The 17,187-nt window shown below is 71.7% G+C and carries 14 protein-coding genes; 6 read left to right on the top strand and 8 right to left on the bottom strand.

Features of this window, described 5'->3' with window-relative positions; all coding sequences use genetic code 11:
- Positions 1-47 precede the first annotated feature (47 nt).
- Positions 48-2,264, bottom strand: a complete 2,217-nt coding sequence (locus tag ACFV3I_RS00055) for an ATP-dependent Clp protease ATP-binding subunit (RefSeq protein WP_136035153.1) — start codon at positions 2,262-2,264, stop codon at positions 48-50.
- A 121-nt stretch (positions 2,265-2,385) separates the two neighbouring features.
- The gene (gene coaBC, locus ACFV3I_RS00060) at positions 2,386-3,585 is read right to left on the bottom strand and encodes a bifunctional phosphopantothenoylcysteine decarboxylase/phosphopantothenate--cysteine ligase CoaBC (RefSeq protein WP_378802924.1); all 1,200 of its coding nucleotides are present in this window, start codon (positions 3,583-3,585) and stop codon (positions 2,386-2,388) included.
- Between the two features lie 135 nt (positions 3,586-3,720).
- Between coaBC and ACFV3I_RS00065 the strand changes: the two genes are divergently transcribed.
- Complete coding sequence (locus tag ACFV3I_RS00065; RefSeq protein ID WP_378802925.1) at positions 3,721-4,419, top strand: NRDE family protein; 699 nt, start codon at positions 3,721-3,723, stop codon at positions 4,417-4,419.
- A gap of 134 nt (positions 4,420-4,553) precedes the next feature.
- Here ACFV3I_RS00065 and ACFV3I_RS00070 read toward each other — a convergent pair whose 3' ends face one another.
- Positions 4,554-5,525, bottom strand: coding sequence for a GlxA family transcriptional regulator (locus ACFV3I_RS00070; RefSeq protein WP_136035150.1), 972 nt, complete (start codon positions 5,523-5,525; stop codon positions 4,554-4,556).
- 85 nt (positions 5,526-5,610) lie between these two features.
- Between ACFV3I_RS00070 and ACFV3I_RS00075 the strand changes: the two genes are divergently transcribed.
- Positions 5,611-5,772: a hypothetical protein gene (locus tag ACFV3I_RS00075; protein WP_168387248.1), complete on the top strand. Its 162-nt coding sequence runs from the start codon at positions 5,611-5,613 to the stop codon at positions 5,770-5,772.
- A gap of 51 nt (positions 5,773-5,823) precedes the next feature.
- Positions 5,824-6,465 carry a hypothetical protein gene (locus ACFV3I_RS00080; protein ID WP_378822115.1) on the top strand — a complete coding sequence of 214 codons (642 nt, stop codon included), beginning with the start codon at positions 5,824-5,826 and terminating at the stop codon, positions 6,463-6,465.
- 19 nt (positions 6,466-6,484) lie between these two features.
- On the opposite strand, the gene ACFV3I_RS00085 is transcribed toward ACFV3I_RS00080, so the two are convergent.
- Positions 6,485-7,717, bottom strand: a complete 1,233-nt coding sequence (locus tag ACFV3I_RS00085) for a glycosyltransferase (RefSeq protein WP_136035148.1) — start codon at positions 7,715-7,717, stop codon at positions 6,485-6,487.
- Between the two features lie 4 nt (positions 7,718-7,721).
- The gene (locus ACFV3I_RS00090; protein ID WP_136035147.1) at positions 7,722-8,948 is read right to left on the bottom strand and encodes a glycosyltransferase; all 1,227 of its coding nucleotides are present in this window, start codon (positions 8,946-8,948) and stop codon (positions 7,722-7,724) included.
- 125 nt (positions 8,949-9,073) lie between these two features.
- Between ACFV3I_RS00090 and ACFV3I_RS00095 the strand changes: the two genes are divergently transcribed.
- Positions 9,074-9,661 (top strand): hypothetical protein, encoded by a 588-nt coding sequence (locus tag ACFV3I_RS00095; RefSeq protein WP_206252422.1) that lies wholly within the window; start codon positions 9,074-9,076, stop codon positions 9,659-9,661.
- Between the two features lie 35 nt (positions 9,662-9,696).
- On the opposite strand, the gene ACFV3I_RS00100 is transcribed toward ACFV3I_RS00095, so the two are convergent.
- Entirely contained in the window at positions 9,697-10,107 is a 411-nt protein-coding gene (locus ACFV3I_RS00100; protein ID WP_168443120.1) for an MmcQ/YjbR family DNA-binding protein, read from the bottom strand.
- Between the two features lie 54 nt (positions 10,108-10,161).
- A complete protein-coding gene (locus ACFV3I_RS00105) occupies positions 10,162-13,155 on the bottom strand; it encodes an alpha-mannosidase (RefSeq protein ID WP_378822116.1) in 2,994 nt (997 codons plus the stop codon).
- 133 nt (positions 13,156-13,288) lie between these two features.
- Between ACFV3I_RS00105 and ACFV3I_RS00110 the strand changes: the two genes are divergently transcribed.
- Positions 13,289-14,314, top strand: a complete 1,026-nt coding sequence (locus ACFV3I_RS00110) for a LacI family DNA-binding transcriptional regulator (protein WP_136035143.1) — start codon at positions 13,289-13,291, stop codon at positions 14,312-14,314.
- A gap of 19 nt (positions 14,315-14,333) precedes the next feature.
- Here the strand turns inward: ACFV3I_RS00110 and ACFV3I_RS00115 are convergent, their stop codons facing one another.
- Positions 14,334-15,644 carry a glycosyl hydrolase gene (locus tag ACFV3I_RS00115; RefSeq protein ID WP_378822117.1) on the bottom strand — a complete coding sequence of 437 codons (1,311 nt, stop codon included), beginning with the start codon at positions 15,642-15,644 and terminating at the stop codon, positions 14,334-14,336.
- Positions 15,645-15,877: 233 nt separating this feature from the next.
- Here ACFV3I_RS00115 and ACFV3I_RS00120 point away from each other — a divergent pair, with 233 nt between their 5' ends.
- Positions 15,878-17,161 carry an ABC transporter substrate-binding protein gene (locus ACFV3I_RS00120; RefSeq protein WP_168442904.1) on the top strand — a complete coding sequence of 428 codons (1,284 nt, stop codon included), beginning with the start codon at positions 15,878-15,880 and terminating at the stop codon, positions 17,159-17,161.
- The last annotated feature ends 26 nt before the right edge of the window (positions 17,162-17,187 follow it).

Below are 17,187 nucleotides of genomic sequence, written 5' to 3' on the forward strand. Positions count from 1 at the left end.
CCCCGCCCCGGGTTTCCGGGACGGGGCTCTCGTGTGGCGACGGAGTCTCAGTCATCGAGCAGCTCGGCCTCGATCACGTCGTCGTCGTCCTCCGCGGGCTCGGGCTCGGGGGTCGTCGACGTGAGCACGAGTCCCGAGCCGTCGGCCGCCACGTCCACGCGGACGGTGTCGCCGTCGCGCACGCCACCCGAGAGCAGCGCCGTGGCCAGCTTGTTCTGCACCTCGGTCTGGATGAGCCGGCGCAGCGGCCGCGCACCGAACATCGGGTCGTAGCCGCGTTCGGCGAGCCACGCCCGGGCGTCCGGGGTGACGGCGAGCGTGAGCCGGCGGTCCTTGAGCCGGTCGTGCAGCTGATCGACCGACAGCTCCACGATCTGCGCGAGGTCGTCCTCGCTCAGCGCGCTGAACATCACGATGTCGTCGAGCCGGTTGAGGAACTCCGGGCGGAACGCCTGCCGCACCAGCGCCATCACCTGCTCGCGCTTCTCGTCGGGCGAGAGCACGGGGTCGATGAGGATCGGCGAGCCGAGGTTCGAGGTGAGGATCAGGATCACGTTCGAGAAGTCGACCGTGCGACCCTGACCGTCGGTGAGGCGGCCGTCGTCGAGCACCTGCAGCAGCACGTCGAACACCTCGGGGTGCGCTTTCTCCACCTCGTCGAGCAGCACCACGCTGTACGGGCGCCGCCGCACGGCCTCGGTGAGCTGGCCGCCCTGCTCGTAGCCGACGTACCCGGGAGGGGCGCCGACGAGCCGGGAGACCGAGTGCTTCTCGCCGTACTCCGACATGTCGATGCGCACCATGGCGTGCTCGTCGTCGAAGAGGAACGCGGCGAGCGCCTTGGCCAGCTCGGTCTTTCCGACACCGGTCGGCCCGAGGAACAGGAACGATCCGGTCGGACGGCCGGGGTCGCTGATGCCCGCACGGGAGCGGCGCACCGCGTCGGACACGGCCTTCACGGCGTCCTTCTGGCCGATCAGCCGCTTGCCGAGCTCGTTCTCCAGGTGCAGCAGCTTCTCGCTCTCGCCCTGGAGCAGACGCCCGACGGGGATGCCCGTCCAGGCGGCGATCACCGCGGCGATGTCCTCCTCGGTCACCTGCTCGTTCACCATGCGCGGCTCGGTCGAGGTGGTCGCCTCCGCCTGCTCCGCTTCGGCGATCTCGCGCTCCAGCCGCTTGATGGTCTCGTACTCGAGCTTGGACGCCTTCGTGTAGTCGGCGTTGCGCATCGCGAGGTCGCGCTGGGTGACGGCGTCGTCGAGCTGCTTCTTCAGCTCGCCGACGCGGTTGAGCCCCTGACGCTCGCGCGCCCAGCGGGCCTCGAGGCCGGCGAGCTCCTTCTCCAGCTCGACCAGGTGCTCGCGCAGCGCGCCGAGGCGCTCCTTCGAGGCGGCATCCTTCTCGCGCTTGAGGGCCAGCTCCTCCAGCTTGAGCCGGTCGACCTGACGCTTGAGCTGGTCGATCTCGACCGGGGAGGAGTCGATCTCCATCTTGAGCCGCGACATCGACTCGTCGATCAGGTCGATGGCCTTGTCCGGGAGCTGCCGAGCGGGCAGGTACCGGTTGGACAGGGCGGCGGCCGCCACGAGGGCGCTGTCCGAGATCGTCACCCCGTGGTGCGCCTCGTAGCGACCCTTGAGGCCGCGGAGGATCGCGATCGTGTCCTCGACCGAGGGCTCTCCCACGTACACCTGCTGGAACCGGCGCTCCAGGGCCGCGTCCTTCTCGATGAACTCGCGGTACTCGTTGAGCGTGGTCGCGCCGATGAGCCGCAGCTCGCCGCGGGCCAGCATCGGCTTGAGCATGTTGGAGGCCGCGACGGAGCCCTCCCCGCCGCCCGCGCCCATGAGCACGTGCAGCTCGTCGATGAAGGTGATGACGCGCCCGTCCGATTCGGTGATCTCCTTGAGCACCTGCTTCAGCCGCTCCTCGAACTGCCCGCGGTACATGGCACCGGCCACGAGGGCGGAGATGTCGAGGGTGACGAGCTCCTTGTCCTTCAGCGACTCGGCCACGTCGCCCGCGACGATGCGCTGCGCGAGCCCTTCGACGACGGCCGTCTTGCCGACGCCGGGCTCGCCGATCAGCACCGGGTTGTTCTTGGTGCGACGCGTGAGGACCTGGCTGACGCGTCGGATCTCGCTGTCCCGTCCGATGACGGGGTCGAGCTTGCCCTCGCGGGCGCGGTCGGTCAGGTTGATGCCGAACTGCTCGAGGGCGGACTGCTGTTCCTGGTTCGGGGATCCGGTCTGCGGGGTGGTCATGCGCTCCTCCTGGAGGTACTCCTTCTGGTCGGCCCCGCCGCCGAAGTCCGGGGACGGGATGAAAAGTTGAGCCGTGTTGACTCAAGTTTACCATTCCGGGGGTCGCGCCTCCAGCCCGTCGTCACCCCTCCCGGACGATGGCATCCCAGACCGCGGCGGCGACCTCGCGCTTCGACCCCGACGCGGTGCCGGCCGCGGTACCGCCAGGACCGAGGATGTGCACGGTGTTCTCCGCGCGCTCGAAGCCGCGGTCCCAGCCGACCTCGTTCACCACCAGCAGGTCGACCCCCTTGCGCTGCTGCTTCGCGCGGGCGCGGTCGAGCATCTCGGCCTCGTCCTCCGGCGTCTCCGCGGCGAACGCGATCACGAGCTGCCCCGCGCGCCGAGCGGCCGCGAGCCCGGCGACGATGTCCTCGTTCTCCACGAGCTCGATCGGCGGCACGCCCCCGGTGTCCTTCGTGAGCTTGCGCGCCGACACCTCGACCGGGCGGTAGTCGGCCACCGCCGCCGCCATGACCACGACCTGGGCGTCCGCGGCCGCCTCGGCCATCGCGGCGGACAGCTCCGCGGCCGTGCCGACCGTGACCACCCGGATGCCCGGATGCCGCGCGGCCTCGCACACGTCGCCCGACACGTTCGCCGCCACCAGGGTCACCTCGGCTCCGCGGGCGGCGGCTTCGGCGGCCAGGGCGACCCCCTGCCGCCCGCTGGAACGGTTGCCGAGGAAGCGCACCGGATCGATCGGCTCGCGCGTGCCACCCGCCGACACCACCACCCGGACGCCGGCGAGGTCGCCCGGCGTGAGGAGGGTCTGCGCCACCGCGAACACCTCCTCCGGCTCCGCCATCCGCCCCGGACCGCTGTCGCCACCCGCCAGCTCGCCGTCGGCCGGACCGACCACGTGCACGCCGCGCTCACGGAGCGTTCCCATGTTCGCCTGCGTGGCGGGGTGCCGCCACATCTCCGCGTGCATCGCCGGGGCCACCAGCACCGGCGCCTCGGTCGCGAGCAGGGTGGTGCCCAGGAGGTCGTCGGCCAGCCCGGCGGCCATCTTCGCGAGCGTGTTGGCGGTCGCGGGCGCCACCACCACGAGCTCCGCGGCCTGCCCGAGCGCGACGTGGCGCACCTTCGCCACATCGTCGTGCACGCTCGTGGTGACCGGGTGCCTGCTGATCGCCTCCCACGTCGGCAGCCCCACGAAACGCAGGGCGTCCGCCGTGGGCACCACTGTCACGTCGTGACCCGCCTTCGTCAGCAGGCGCACCAGGTGCACCGTCTTGTAGGCGGCGATGCCGCCCGTGACCCCCACCACGATGTTCACGTCTCGATTCTGCCCCAGCCCGCCCCCGCCCGGGCCTGCAGGATCGCAGAGGGGCCGGGGACGCCGGCCCCGCGCACGTCGTCGACGCCGCGCCGGGAGGGCCCCGGCGCGCGCGGGCGACCTAGACTCGGGAGGGTGTGCACGGTCGTGATCGATGTCGAGACTGCCGGTTCGGCACGGCTCCTGGCCGTGCGAGACGAGGATCCCCACCGCGAGTGGGACGCGCTCGGCCCGTGGTGGCCGGAGCAGTATCCGGGGGTGATCGGCATCCGCGACCGCCGGGCGGGCGGGGCCTGGCTCGCGGTGAACCCGCAGGAGCGCCGCCTCGCGGTGCTGCTCAACCGTGCCGACGTGAACGACCTCCCCGGCCCCGCGGCATCGCGCGGATCGCTGCCGCTCGAATCGGTGTCGGGCCGTTCGCCGCAGGGCCTCCCCCGCATGCACGGGTTCAACCTGCTCGAGGTCGGGCCCGACGGCGCGCGGGTGGTGTCGTGGGACGGCGCGACGCTGCGCGAGACCCCGGTGACGCCCGGAACCCACATGATCGCGCACGACGACCTCGACGACGAGCAGACGCCGCGCATCACCGCGTGGCTGCCGGAGTTCCGCGCCCTCGGGCCCGCCGCGGCGAGCGCCGACTGGGTCGCGGAGTGGACGGCGCTGCTCGGGGCCTCCGCGGAGCTGTCACCCGAGGACGACCGCGCGATCATCCGCGACAACCGTCCGCACGGGTATCCGACGCAGTCACTGCTGTACGCCGTGGCCGCGGTCACCCCCGCGGGGGTCGAGGTGCGCGACGTCACCCTCCCGTCCCCCGCGCACTGGACCGCCTGACCCCCGGCGCCCTGACCCACGGCGCCCTGGCCCGCGGCGCCCTGGCCTTCCGGATCGAAACCGCGCCTTCCCGCGCCTCCCCCGGCCCGTTATCCACCCCGCACCGCCCGGCACCGACCCGGCGCGCCCGCGACTCAGGCCGCGGGCACCGCGTCGTCCGCGCAGGAGAACCGCGCTCGATAGGCCGTGGGCGTCACGCCGAGCACCCTGGCGAAGTTCTGCCGCAGCACGGCCGCCGAGCCGAAGCCGCACTCGCCGGCGATGTGCTCGAGCGGCAGGTCGGTGCGCTCCAGCAGACGCTGCGCGTGGATGATGCGCTGCCGGGCGAGCCACGCGGCGGGTGTCGCACCGTACTCGGCCTTGAAGCGCCGCGCGAACGTGCGGGGCGACATGAGCGCCCGGCCGGCGAGGTGGTCGACGCTGAGCTCCTCGCGCAGGTTCTCCACGGCCCAGTCGGCGACCGCGGCGAGGGAGTCCGACGGCGCCACCGGGATGGGGCGGTCGATGAACTGCGCCTGACCGCCGTCGCGCTGCGGCGGCACGACCATGCGGCGGGCGATGCGGTTGGTGATCTCGGCCCCGAGCTCCTGGCGCAGCAGGTGCAGGCACGCGTCGATACCCGCGGCGGTCCCGGCGCTGGTGATGATGCGGTCGTCCTGCACGAACAGCACGTCGGGGTCGATGTCGATCCGCGGGTACATCTCGGCCATGGTGTGCGCGTACATCCAGTGGGTCGTGGCACGGCGCCCGTCGAGCACCCCGGCCGCCGCGAGGATGAACGATCCGCTGCACACGCTCATGACCCAGGCGCCCCGGTCGACCGCGGCGCGGGCGAGATCGGTCAGACGCTCGTCGATGCGACCCCAGGTCGAGCGGGGCACGGGGCAGAACACCACGAGGTCGGCTTCGTCGGCGAAGGTCAGGTCGTGCTCGACGTTGACCGAGAAGCCGATCTTGGAGCGCACGACCCCGGGCTCCGGTGCGACGATGCGGAAGTCGAAGTTCGGCACGCCGTCGTCCGAGCGGTCGAGGCCGAACGCCTCGCACGCGACACCGAACTCGAAGGGGGCGAATCCGTCCTGGATGACGCAGGCGACCGTCTTCATGCACTCTCCCGGTTGGCAGTTTTCTGTCGTAGAGGGTCGTTTCTGCCACTCGTGGCCGTAACCCGCTGCGCGTAGCTTTTCTGCCATGATACTCATCATCGCGCTTCTCGCCATCGCCGGGTGGGCGGTCGTCGCCACGATCGTCGAACTGCGCCGCGACGGCTACCGCCCCACCCCGACCGACTGGAGCCGGGTCTCCGGTCGCGACGTGCACCAGCAGGCCGAGCCGGGTCACGGCTACCGCTGACCGTCGCACAACCCCCTCGTCGCGCCACGGCGGCGCGGCTACGCTCGGGGCATGAGCGACCCCCAGCAGCCCGCCGAGTCCGCACCCGTGCCGCCGCCGCCCGCCCCTCCCCTCACGGCCGAGCCGCGCTACCCCGCCGCGCCGCCCCCGGGGTACCCGAGCGCCGCGCCCTCCTTCCCCCGCCCCGCCGCATCGCCGGCCGCCCCCGCCTCGACGACCGCGGCTCCCGGTGCGACCGGCCCGACCGCGAACCCGTACGCCACCGCCCCGTCCGCGGCACCGGACGGCACCCCCTACCCGCCCGCGTACCCCACGGCCGTCACGCCGGGAGGCCCCGGGTACCCGCAGTTCCCGGTCGGCGCCCCGCCCCGCACCGCCGCCGACCGTGGCAGCTCGCTCGGCCGGGTGGCGTTCATCGTCGCGGTCGTGGTGTTCGCCCTCGACCTGCTCCTGATCCTCGGGCGCCCGTTCCTCTACATGGGCGACCGCGGCTACTCGCTGATCGGATTCGTCGAGGGCGCGTCGTCCGTCGTCGGCTTCCTGGGCTACGCGGTCGCGCTCGTGCTCGGTATCGTCGCCGCGCGCCGCCCCGGCTCCCGGCTGTTCGCGGGGATCGCGATCGGCATCTCCGGCGCCGGACTGCTCGGGATCGTCACCGTCTGGCTGGCCTCGATGTTCTACCGCTTCGTCTGATCGACGCCGAGAGTCCCGCTCACCGGCCGTCCCGCACGCGCTCGTACACCGCGACCATGGCGGCGGTGCGCGACGACTGGCGGAACGCCTCGGCGACCGCCGGAACGGGGGACGGAGCGGCGCCCGCGGCGATGTCAGCGGCGGCACGACGCAGCGTCTCCGCGAGGGCGGCGGTCCGCTGCGCCTCGCGCTCGCGCTCCGACGCGGTGGGGTCCGCCTCCGGTACGGCCCACAGCCCGCCCTCGAGCTCGGCCGCGATGTCGGGGTCGCACACCACCGAGGGCGTGCCGAGCGTCGCGGCCTCGAACGGGGTCATGCCCTGCGTCTCGAAGCCGATGGAGGTCTGGACGAGCGCGTCGGCGTCGGCGATGCGCGCGAGCGTCTGCGCGTAGGTGAGGCGCCCCGCGAAGGTCACGCCGTCGCGACCGGCGACGATCCGTTCCGCGGCCGCGCGCTGCGCGCCGCCCCCGATGACCTCCAGGTCGGCGTCGACGCCCGAGGCCACGAACGCCTCCAGGAACGGCAGCAGGCGCTTCTCCGGGCTCATCCGTCCGAGCCACACGAAGCGCGGACGCCCCGGGCGGCGCTCGGCGGGCGCCGCGGCGAGGGTGCTCGCCCGCACGTCGTCGTCGATGCCGTTCCAGATCACGTCGACGTGCGGGAAAACGCCGTTCTGCTCCAGACGCCGGGCGAAGTGACCGGAGGGCGCGGTGACCGCCGAGGCCCCGGCCGCGAGCCCGCGCAGGTACGACCAGCCGTCACTGCCCCCCACGCGGATCCCGATGCCCCGCAACGCGCGGCGGCGCCACGCGTTGAGCACCGCGAGCACGGGACGGTGCAGCGGGGTGACCGCCGCGAGGCCCACATCGACGCGGTTGTGCATGGTGTGCACCACGGGGAGCCCGTGTCGCTGGGCGTAGCGGTGTCCGATGAACGCCCCCCAGAAGTCGGCCTGCACGTGCACGAGGTCGACGGGAGGGCGCTGCGTCATGGCCCGGTCGAGGGCGCGGTCGGTGGCGCGACCCGGCCAGCTCATCGCGTACTCGCGGTCGAGTGTGATCGGGACGGACGGGAGGTCGACGTAGGCACCGGCCGGCACGTCGCCCTCGGGATCGCGGTGCGCGTGCATGCGCGGCGCGACCACCGTCACGGTGTGCCCCGCCCTCTCCAGAAAGGTCCGCTGCAGCCGCATCGACACCTGCGCGCCACCGAGGGAGTCCAGGTGCTGATCGCCGAAGAAGACGATGTGCATGCGGTTACTCCGGCAGCGGCTCGTCGCGGTACAGCGCCTCGAAGGTGTCGAGCGTGCGGTTGATGTCGTGGATCGCGACGCCGTCGAGCGAGGCGTGCTGCATCCGCTCGTACTCGCCAGGCGAGGCGGTGAGGACATCGGTCAGTCGCGCGGCGAGCTCGTCGACGTTGCCCGGCTCGAACAGGTGGCCGTTCTCGCCGTCGTGCACCAGGTGCGGCAGTGCCACCGCGTCCGCGGCGACGATCGGCAGCGCCGACGCCATGGCCTCCATGGTCGCGATCGACTGCAGCTCGGCGATCGACGCGATCACGAACAGGCTCGCGCGCGACAGCAGGGCGCGCAGCTCCTCGTCGGTCGTGCGGCCGTGGAACGTGACCCGGTCGGCGAGACCGAGCTGCGCGGTGAGGCTCTCGAGCTGCTTGCGCTGATCTCCGCCGCCGACGATGTCGAACGTCGTGTTCAACGCGGGGTCGAGCTTCGTCATCGCCTTGAGGATGACCTCGACCTGCTTCTCGGCCGTGAGGCGCCCGACGAACACCAGGCGGTTCTCCTCGCGCGGCGCGATCACCGGCGTGTACTGCGAGCGGTCGATGCCGCAGCTCACCGGGATGACGCCCTGCACCTCGACCGTTTTCTCGAGGAAGTCGGCGGCGCGGCGGGTCGGGGTCGTGATGGCGCGGGTGAGGTCGAACGTGCGCTTCGCATCGGCCCAGGCGAACTTCAGCACCAGGTCGTCGATGAACTTCGGCATGGTCGTGTGATCGAGGATGTTCTCGGCCATCACGTGGTTGGTCGCGATGACCGGGATGCCGCGCTGCTTCGCGATGCGCGCGAGGCCGCGTCCGATCACGATGTGCGACTGGATGTGCACGACGTCGGGCTGCACGCGGTCGAGCACCTTCCGCGCGTAGTGCTTGGAGCGCCACGGCCACACGAAACGCAGCCAGTCGTGCGGGGCCCAGCGCACGGACGGCAGCCGGTGCAGCGTCATCGGCTCGCCCTCGATCACCTCGGTGTGAGGCGCCGAGCGACGGTACGCCTGGTTGGGGGCGACCACGTGCACGTCGTGTCCGCGCTGGACGAGGCCGGCCGCGAGACGCTCGGCGAAGCGGGCGGCACCGTTGATGTCGGGCGCGAAGGTGTCGCAGCCGATCAGGATCTTCAGCGGGCGGGGGGCTTCGGCGGCGTCGGGGGACGCCTCGGTCGGATCGTCGGAGGGGGTCACAGACATGCTGCCTTACGATGGGGCGGCCAAGGGAAAGCCCTGGTCGGGCGCACGCAACTCTACCCGAGGGCCCTGGCCGGGCCGCCGAGGCATACCGGCATCCGCCCAGCCGGAGCCGTTAGCGTTGGCGCATGCGACTGACTGCCGACGCCGACCCCCAGCTGTGGATCCCCGTCACCGACTCCCTCGGTTGGAAGGGGCGCCGGCACCGGAAGGCCGCGATCCGCATGCTGCTGGGACAGGTGAACGCGGCGGTGGGGGCGACCGAGCGCCCTGGATCGCGCTTCGGCGCGTGGGCCATGAGCCAGGCCGCCCCGATGCTCATGAAGAAGGCCGACGGCCGCGTGCTGGTGTGGACGTGGAAGGCCGAGCCCGAGCTGGTGGTGGCGATGGCGACCGCCCAGGTGCTGACGCCCGATGTGCGCATCGCCCGGGCATCGATGCCCATGGAGTACGACGACACCACCTCGTTCCCGACGCGGCTCGGGGTCGGCGAGAAGCTGGTGGTCGCGATGCCGCCCTCGCCCGCGACGCCCCCGTTCACGACGTACACGTGGGACACCGGCACGCACCTGATCACGCTGACGGCGGTGTGCGCCGACCGGGAGCGCTTCGGCACGCTCGGCACCGCGCTCGACGACCTCGCCCGGAGCATCCGCATCGCCGACGACCTCACCGGCGGCGAGTCGCCCGACGTGCTGCGGCTGCCTCCGGCCTGACACCCTCGACGTCCACCGCCGGGTGCGGGGAGGACTCACGCGAGGCCGTGCGCGGCGAGCCAGTCCTTCGCGACAGTGGCCGGAACACGCACGAGCCAGGCGTCGGTGACGAGCTCCGCCAGCCGGTCCGCGTCCACCACGTCCAGGCGTACGAGCAGCGCCGGGTAGCCGTCGAAGTGCGGGATCGAGAACAGCGCCTCCGGCTCCGCGGCCAGCAGCGCTTCCTTCTCGCCCTGATCCGCCACGCGCACCGACAGCACCTCGCCGTCGGGCCACTGCCGACCGAGCTCGGCCAGCTGGCGCAGATCGGCGCCGGTCGGGCCGCGCAGCCCCGCGAACTGCCCCTGCGTCACGCGCCACCCGGGCAGACCCGTGTGACCGTTGACGGCCTCGGTGACCCCGGGCAGCGCGAGCGCGATCCGCCGCACGTCGTCGATCGTCGCCATCCCGTCATGCTCCCGCACGCCCCGCCCGCGCACAACGCCCGGGCCTGCGCGGGGTCAGCGCGCGATGCGGAGGGTGCGCACCTCGAACGGACGCAGGTGCAGCGCTCCACCCGTCCGCGCGTCGTCGAGGTCGTCCTCGATCAGGCTCACCTCGCGCACCTCGCGATGCTCGAAGCCGACCGCCAGCTCGCCCGTGGTCCGACGCCCGAGAGCTTCGTACACGCGCACGATCACGTCGCCAGAGCCGTCGTCGGCGAGCTTGACCGCCGACACCACGATGCCCTCGCCCGACACGCTCACCAGCGGCTCGACCTCGCGGGCACCGCGCACGACGGTGGGCAGCGCGTTGAACCGGATTCCCTCGGCCGTGGCGATCGCGGCGTCCGCGCCGATCACGAAGCCGACCTCGATGGCGTGGTGCCCGTGGTCGGTGTCGGGGTCGGGGAACCGCGGCGCGCGCAGCAGCGAGAGCCGCACGGTCGTGGTCACCCCGTCGTCACCGACCTCGCGCGAGGTGTCGTAGCCGTAGATCGAGTCGTTGACGAGCGCGGCGCCGAAGTCCTGCTCGCGCACCAGCACGAAGCGGTGCATCGAGGTCTCGAACTTCGCGGCCTCCCAGCTCGTGTTCGTGTGGGTGACGCGGGCCTGGTAGCCGAACTGGGTCTCGGCCTCGGTGTGCGACGCCTGGATGTCGAGCGGGAAGGCGAGCTTGAGCAGCTTCTCGGTCTCGTGCCAGTCGACCTCGTTGCGCAGTACCACGGTGCGCGAGTCGGGAGCGAGGAGGATGGTCTGCGTGATCGTCGACTCCGAGAACCGCCGCTCGACCACGATCGTCGCGACGCCGTGCACCACCGAGGCCTCGATCGACGACACCGCGGTGAGGTCCTCGACGCTGTTGCGGTAGTAGCGGTCGATGTCCCACGCGTCCCACATGTTGGGGAAGTCCTGGTGCAGCTGGAACAGGTTCGCGGCCCTGCCGGGCGCAACCGTCTCGCGGCCGGACGCCCTGTCGACCGCCGACACGATGAGGCCCTCCGCCGACACCACGACCGACACGAGCTCGTTCTCCAGGCGCCAGCCGCCGTCCGCTTCGGTGAGCGTCACCGGGCTCGCGGTCGGCTCCCCGACGAACGCCGCGCCCAGCGCCCGTCCGCCCGCGACCGAGGTCGGCTCGAACCGCAGCTCACGCTCCCCTTCCCCCGCGAGCGACCGGCGTGCGCGCTGCGCGATGTCGCGCGCCTCCGACAGCACGTCGGAGAGCACGGCGACGGCCTCGCGGTGCACCCAGGCGATCGAGGTGCCGGGGAGGATGTCGTGGAACTCGTGCAGCAGCACGGCCTGCCAGAGCCGGTCGAGCTCCGCCTGCGGATACGCGGCCCCCGTGCGCACGGCGTCGGTCGCGGCCCACAGCTCCGCCTCGACCAGCGCGTGCTCGGCCCAGCGGTGCAGCGCCTTCGTGGCGTGCTGGCTGGTGAGGGTGCCGCGGTGCAGCTCGAGGTACAGCTCGCCCACCCACACGGCGGGGTGCGGCAGCTCGGCCTTCGCGGCGTCGAAGAAGTCGTCCGGGTGCTCCCAGACGACCTGCGCGCTGCCCTCGAGGTCGCGCAGGCGCGCGGCCTTGCCCGTCATCTCCCGGGTCGTGCCGCCACCACCGTCACCCCAGCCGACCGGGGCGATCGACCGCGACGTGACGCGGTTCTCCTTGAACTGCCGCGCGGCCTTGGCGACCTCCATGCCGCTGAGCTGCGAGTTGTAGGTGTCCATCGACGGGAAGTGCGTGAAGACCTGCGAGCCATCGATGCCCTCCCACAGGAACGAGTGGTGCGGGAAGACGTTCTGCTGGTTCCACGAGATCTTCTGCGTGAAGAACCACTCGAACCCGGCGCGGCGCATGAGCTGCGGCAGCGCGGGCGAGTAGCCGAAGCTGTCGGGCAGCCACACGCCCTTCGACCGGATGCCGAACTCGCGCTCGAAGAAGCGCTGGCCGTGCGAGAACTGCCGCACGAGCGACTCGCCGGTGGGCATGACGGTGTCGGACTCGACCCACATGCCGCCCAGGGGCAGGAAGCGCCCCGCGGCGACCGCGGCTCTGACCCGCTCCCACACCTCGGGGCGGTGCTCCTTGATCCAGGCGTACTGCTGCGCGCTGGACATGCCGTACTGGAACTCGGACTGCTCGTCGATGAGCGTGGTCATGGACGAGGTGGTGCGGGCGACCTTGCGGATGGTCTCGCGCACGGGCCACAGCCATGCGGAGTCGATGTGCGCGTGGCCGACCGCCGAGATGCGGTGCGCGCTCGCCTCGGCCGGGGCCGCGAGCACGTCGGCGAGTCGGGCGCGGGCGTCGGCGGCCGTCTCGACGAGGCGCTGGAGGTCGAGCACGTCGAGGGCGTCGTCGAGCGCCTGGAGGATGCGCATGCGCCGCGGCGAGGTCGCCGGCAGCTCGGCCTGCAGCTCGAACAGCACCTCGATGTCGAGGGACAGGTCGAACACCTCGGGCTCGAACACCGCGAGGTCCATGCGGCGCAGGCGGTACAGCGGCTCCTTCGACGAGGTGAGGATGTCGCCCTCCTGCGTCGGAAGGAAGGGGTGGTAGTCGAGCAGCACCGGGTTCGACGCCCCCTCGAGGTACAGCTCGACGGGCTCGCCGCCGTGGGCGTTCTCGGCGATCGGCACCCACTGGTTGCGCGGGTTGATGCTCTTGATCGGCGTGCCGTCGGGGCGGTACGCGAGGGCCTCGCACTGGAAGCCGGTCATGTTCACGTCGAAGCCGAGGTCGATCAGCGCCTCGACACGGCGCCCCTTCCAGTCGGCCGGCACGCGCCCCGTGAGCTTGAACCACGTGGTGCCCCAGGCCGGGCCCCACAGCGACCCGACCGCGCCCGGCGCGAAGTCGAGCGCCAGCCCCTCGGCCGGCGGAATCGGCTCCCCGGGCAGTTCGTGCAGCTCGACGGTCAGCGGCACGGAGGCCGAGTGGATCGCGGGACGGATGCGCTCTTCCAGCACGCGCTTGACGCGGCCGACGGTGAGCGAGGTGTCGTCATGCATGGCTGTTCTCCGGGCTCGACGGTGAGGGGGCGTTCTGATGCTATCCGATTTACTAAAACGATCTAGCGATTCGAGTCTACGGCACATCCACGACGCTCCCGCGAGGCTAAACCGATCAAGTAGGGTGATGCCTATGGCCTCGGGGAAACGCGTCACGATCGCGGACATCGCGCGACTGGCCGGCGTCTCCCCAGGGGCCGTCTCCTTCGCCCTGAACGGTCGCCCCGGCGTGAGCGAGGAGACCAGGCAGCGCATCCTCGCGATCATCGAGGAGCACCACTGGCAGCCCAGTTCCGCGGCACGCGCCCTGGTCGGCGCCCGTGCCAACGCGGTCGGCTTCGCACTCGCCCGCCCCGCCCGCTCGCTGGGCTCCGAGGCCTTCTTCACCGATCTGATCGCCGGCATCGAATCGCGGCTGTCGGAGAGCAAGGTCAGCCTGCAGCTGCGCCTGGTCGCCGACATCGACGAGGAGATGGAGGTGCACCGCCAGTGGCGGTCGTCGAACCAGGTCGACGGCATCATCTACATCGATCCGCGCGACGACGACCCGCGCGCGGCGAACATCGCGTCGCTGGACGCCCGCGCCGTGATGATCGGGTCGGAGCCGTCCGCGGAGGGCGACGTGCCGAGCGTCTGGATCGGCGACGAGGAGGTGGCCGAGACGCTGTTCTCCTACCTCGCGGCCCTCGGGCACACCCGCATCGCGTACGTCGCCGGACCCGCCGAGCTCGAGCACACGCGCCTGCGCGCCGAGGTGCTGGAGCGCCTCGCGGCGGACGGCATCGCGGGCGAGGTCATCGCGACCGACTTCTCCCCCGCACGCGCCTCGGCGGTCACGCGCACCCTGCTCTCCGGCAAGCAGCGCCCGACCGCGATCGTCTACGACAACGACGTGATGGCGGTCGCCGGACTCCGCGTCGCCCAGGAGATGGGGCGCACCGTGCCGCGCGACGTCTCCCTCGCCTCCTTCGACGACTCGGTGATCGCCGGGCTCATCAACCCGTCCATCACCGCCATGACGCGCGACACGTTCGAGCTCGGCGAGCAGGCGGCCACGCTCCTGCTGCAGCAGATCGAGGCGGGCGCGACCCTGCCCAGCGTCGCCGGTCCCACCCCCACCCTCACGGCGCGCGAGAGCACGGCGCCGCCCGCGTCCTGACGCGCGCCGACGGATGGTGTCAGGCGTCGACGACGGTGTTGACCGAGCCGTAGCGGCCGACCGCGTCGCCCGCGAGGTCGGGGCGGATCAGCTCCCGGATGCCCCGAGCCTCCAGCACCGCGGGGTCTGCCGCGTCGGCCGAGGTGACCAGGGCCGGGTCGAGTCCGGCTGTGCACGCATCGACCCACGCCTGGAACACCGCCCCTCCCGGGCTCAGCGCGGCCCGGCTCACCGGCACGTCGCGCTCGTCCACCTCGACCACGATCCCGGTCGACCGCGCCGGGGCAGTCGTGCGCGCGCGCAGCTCGGGGATCAGCTCCGCGAACCGCCGGCCGATCGGCTTGGCCGCGCCGGACTGGTCGACCAGGCCGAGCGAATACTCCAGGTCGGGGAAGTCGCCCAGGTCGCGGCTCACGTCGTGGGAGCACCACCACGTGACGCCCCAGAGGTTCTCGGTCCGCGCCGAGGAGCGCAGCGTCGCCTCCAGGAACCCGGGCATCTCGTCGGCCTCCAGACAGTTCGACGGCGCCCCCACCTCCTGCAGCCACACCGGGCGCTGCGGGTCGGTCGCGAACGCCCGCGACAGCTCGATCAGATACTCGGCGTGCCGGTCGGCGGCGACGGAGCGACCGCCGTAGCGCTGCGCCGTGCCGTTGAAGATCCACGAGTGGATCGTGGTCATGTCGCCCAGGCGCGAGGCGTGCGCCGGGGTGAACCCGTGCTCGTCCATGTACCAGACCGCGTCGTACTCGCTGTGCACGTGAGGGAGTCCGGGAGCGGCCTCCCCCGCGGCCGCGAGCAGGGTCTCGATCCACGCCCCGGCCTCGTCGACCGTGACCGGCCACGGCGCGGGGTGCGTGTGCGCCGAGAACTGGTTGACCTCGTTGCCGAGCGTGAGGCCGAGGAAGTTCGGGGCATCGCGCAGCGCCTCCGCGAGCCGCTGCACCAGGGCGACCTGCCCGTCGAGCGCCCTCGGATCGGTGAACATGTTGCGGTCGTGCCAGGTGTACAGCCAGGCGGGCACGAAGTCGAAGCTCGACAGGTGGCCCTGGATCACGTCGACGCTCGCGTCGAGCTCGAACTCGGCGGCGATGTCGACCATCGCCCGCACGTCGTCGAGAGCCTTCGGGCGGATGAGGGTGCGGTTCGGCTGCAGCACGGTCCACAGCGGGAACACGCGCACATGGTCGAGGCCCAGTTCGGCGAGGGCGGCGAAGTCGCGGCGCACGTCGTCGGGCGTGAAGTCGAGCCAGGAGTGCATCCAGTCCTTAGACGGCGTGTAGTTCGCCCCGAACCTCAGGGGAGCGTCGAGAGCGCCACGCTGCGTCATGTGTTCGCACCTTTCGGACAGAGCCCCCCGACGAGGGCGGATCGCACCACTATAACGCTTGAGCAGCGAGACTGCGGCACGAGATTCCGCTCGCCGCCTGCGCTCCCCGCGCCCTCTCTTGACACCGGTGGATTCGGATGGTTTCATCAGCTAAAGCGCTGTAGTCCCGTCCTGTCGGACCCGCGCCGAATCGCCCGCCTCGAGGAAGAAGCACGATGAGAGTTCCCGCACGCATGGCTGCACTGGCAACCTTCACGATCGGCGCCCTCGCGCTCGCCGGCTGCACCGGCGGTGGCGCCGGCGCCGGAGACGCCGGGCCGATCGACACCTCCGGCGACCTGAGCGGCACGATCCAGTTCCAGACCTGGTCGCTCAAGAACGAGAAGTTCACGCCGTACTTCGAAGACCTGATCGACGCGTTCGAGAAGGAGCACCCCGACGTGAAGGTCGAGTGGCTCGACCAGCCCGGCGACGGCTACCAGGAGAAGATCCTCAGCCAGGCCAACGCCGACACCCTGCCCGACGTGCTCAACCTGCCGCCCGACATCGCCTACCCGCTGGTCGCCGCGGGCAAGCTGGTCGACCTCGATACGGCCGACCCCGACCTGAAGTCGGCGTACAACACGGGCGCGTGGGAGGCCTACAGCCAGTACCCGGGCGTCGACGGCACCTACGGTCTGCCGTGGTACCTGTCGAGCGATGCGTCGTGGTGGAACCTGGCCCAGCTCGCCCCCTACGGCGTCACGGAGCAGAACCTGCCGACCACGGTCGACGAGCTGCTCACGCTCGCCACCGACGTGGCCACCGAGTCGGGCGGCAAGGTGCAGCTGCTCTCCTCGATCCCCGCGCTCGACACCTTCACGGCCGCGGGCATGGAGGTCATCAACGACAAGGGCGAGTTCGACTTCAACACCGACGAGGCCGCCGCGATCATCCAGAAGTACGCCGACGCGTACGCCGCGGGCGCCATGCCCGCCGAGGCCCTCACCGGCGACTACGGCGGCAACGCCGAGGCCTACATCCAGGAGAAGGTCGCCTTCACGACCGGCGGCACCGGCTTCACGACCGATCTGCAGAAGGACGCCCCGTCGCTGCTGGCGAACACCGTCGCCACCCCGCGCCTCGGCATCGCGCCGCTCTACGTGCAGGGCCTGAACGTCTCCGCCGACTCCGACAACAAGGAAGCCGCACTCGCGTTCGCCGAGTTCGCGACGAACCAGGAGAACCAGGTGGCGTTCTCGTCGCTCGCGGTCGGGACCGCGCCCGGAACGGCCGAGGGCGGCGACCAGGTCGTGGAGAACATCGCCTCCTCCGTCACCGACGAGAAGCAGCTCGCCGCGATCGACACGGTGTTCGGCGCGATGAAGGACGCCAAGGCCCTGCCGTTCCAGTGGACGTCGGACATGGCGACCTACATGACGCAGCAGATCGCGCTCGCGGTCAACGGCGAGGCCGACCCGAAGGCCCAGCTCGACAAGATCGTCGAGTACGCCAACGCGAACCGCGTGGACCAGTGACCATGAGCGCGAGCACCGGCACCCGG

It is taken from the genome of Microbacterium sp. NPDC059771, from assembly GCF_042732495.1.
Taxonomy (GTDB): Bacteria; Actinomycetota; Actinomycetes; order Actinomycetales; family Microbacteriaceae; genus Microbacterium; species Microbacterium sufflavum.

What these genes read in the sequence shown, in the direction of transcription:
- ACFV3I_RS00055 (WP_136035153.1), bottom strand. Translation starts at nt 2,264, where the DNA reads ATGACCACCCCGCAGACCGGATCCCCGAACCAGGAACAGCAGTCCGCC.
- ACFV3I_RS00070 (WP_136035150.1), bottom strand. Translation starts at nt 5,525, where the DNA reads ATGAAGACGGTCGCCTGCGTCATCCAGGACGGATTCGCCCCCTTCGAG.
- ACFV3I_RS00075 (WP_168387248.1), top strand. Translation starts at nt 5,611, where the DNA reads ATGATACTCATCATCGCGCTTCTCGCCATCGCCGGGTGGGCGGTCGTC.
- ACFV3I_RS00080 (WP_378822115.1), top strand. Translation starts at nt 5,824, where the DNA reads ATGAGCGACCCCCAGCAGCCCGCCGAGTCCGCACCCGTGCCGCCGCCG.
- ACFV3I_RS00085 (WP_136035148.1), bottom strand. Translation starts at nt 7,717, where the DNA reads ATGCACATCGTCTTCTTCGGCGATCAGCACCTGGACTCCCTCGGTGGC.
- ACFV3I_RS00090 (WP_136035147.1), bottom strand. Translation starts at nt 8,948, where the DNA reads ATGTCTGTGACCCCCTCCGACGATCCGACCGAGGCGTCCCCCGACGCC.
- ACFV3I_RS00095 (WP_206252422.1), top strand. Translation starts at nt 9,074, where the DNA reads ATGCGACTGACTGCCGACGCCGACCCCCAGCTGTGGATCCCCGTCACC.
- ACFV3I_RS00100 (WP_168443120.1), bottom strand. Translation starts at nt 10,107, where the DNA reads ATGGCGACGATCGACGACGTGCGGCGGATCGCGCTCGCGCTGCCCGGG.
- ACFV3I_RS00105 (WP_378822116.1), bottom strand. Translation starts at nt 13,155, where the DNA reads ATGCATGACGACACCTCGCTCACCGTCGGCCGCGTCAAGCGCGTGCTG.
- ACFV3I_RS00110 (WP_136035143.1), top strand. Translation starts at nt 13,289, where the DNA reads ATGGCCTCGGGGAAACGCGTCACGATCGCGGACATCGCGCGACTGGCC.
- ACFV3I_RS00115 (WP_378822117.1), bottom strand. Translation starts at nt 15,644, where the DNA reads ATGACGCAGCGTGGCGCTCTCGACGCTCCCCTGAGGTTCGGGGCGAAC.
- ACFV3I_RS00120 (WP_168442904.1), top strand. Translation starts at nt 15,878, where the DNA reads ATGGCTGCACTGGCAACCTTCACGATCGGCGCCCTCGCGCTCGCCGGC.